The organism is Streptomyces sp. rh34 (assembly GCF_002551245.1).
GTDB lineage: Bacteria > Actinomycetota > Actinomycetes > Streptomycetales > Streptomycetaceae > Streptomyces.
Genome location: NZ_NTGZ01000610.1, coordinates 1 through 442 on the forward strand (window position 1 = coordinate 1; position 442 = coordinate 442).

Consider the following 442-nt stretch of genomic DNA (forward strand, 5'->3'; position numbering starts at 1 on the left):
ATAAGAGACAGCCGCCCAGCTGCGGGCCGCGCGCGCCGGGGCCATCGCCGCCTACCGGGCGGGCGCGCGGGCCGCCGCCCGGGTCGCCGAGGACCGGCAGCAGACCGACCACGCCCCCGCCGACCTCACGAAGTCTCCACCGGAAGGGCGCCCGCCCGCCCCGGGCGCCAACGGCGGCACCGAAGGCGGAACCGACGAGGATGTGGACACCGGCGTCCTCCCGCCGCAGCGCCCCGTCCCCGGCGCCCCGGCCCCGGGCTCCCTCGTGGCCCCCCGGTCCACCGCCCCCTGGGGCATCCCCGCCGAGGACCCCTACGACGACGAGGACGACGAGGACGACGAGGACGGCCCCCGCCCGGCGGGCCGCCGCGTCCACCTCGCCGGGACCTGGGACGACGGGCCCGGTGCGCGGCCCGTCTCCGCGGGCGGCTCCGGCGAGGAC

1 pseudogene is annotated in these 442 nt (G+C 81.0%); it reads left to right on the forward strand.

The annotated features are described in order from the left end of the window. Positions 1-7: 7 nt before the first annotated feature. A pseudogene (locus tag CR470_RS41430) lies at positions 8-442 on the forward strand (protein kinase); the annotation flags it as partial.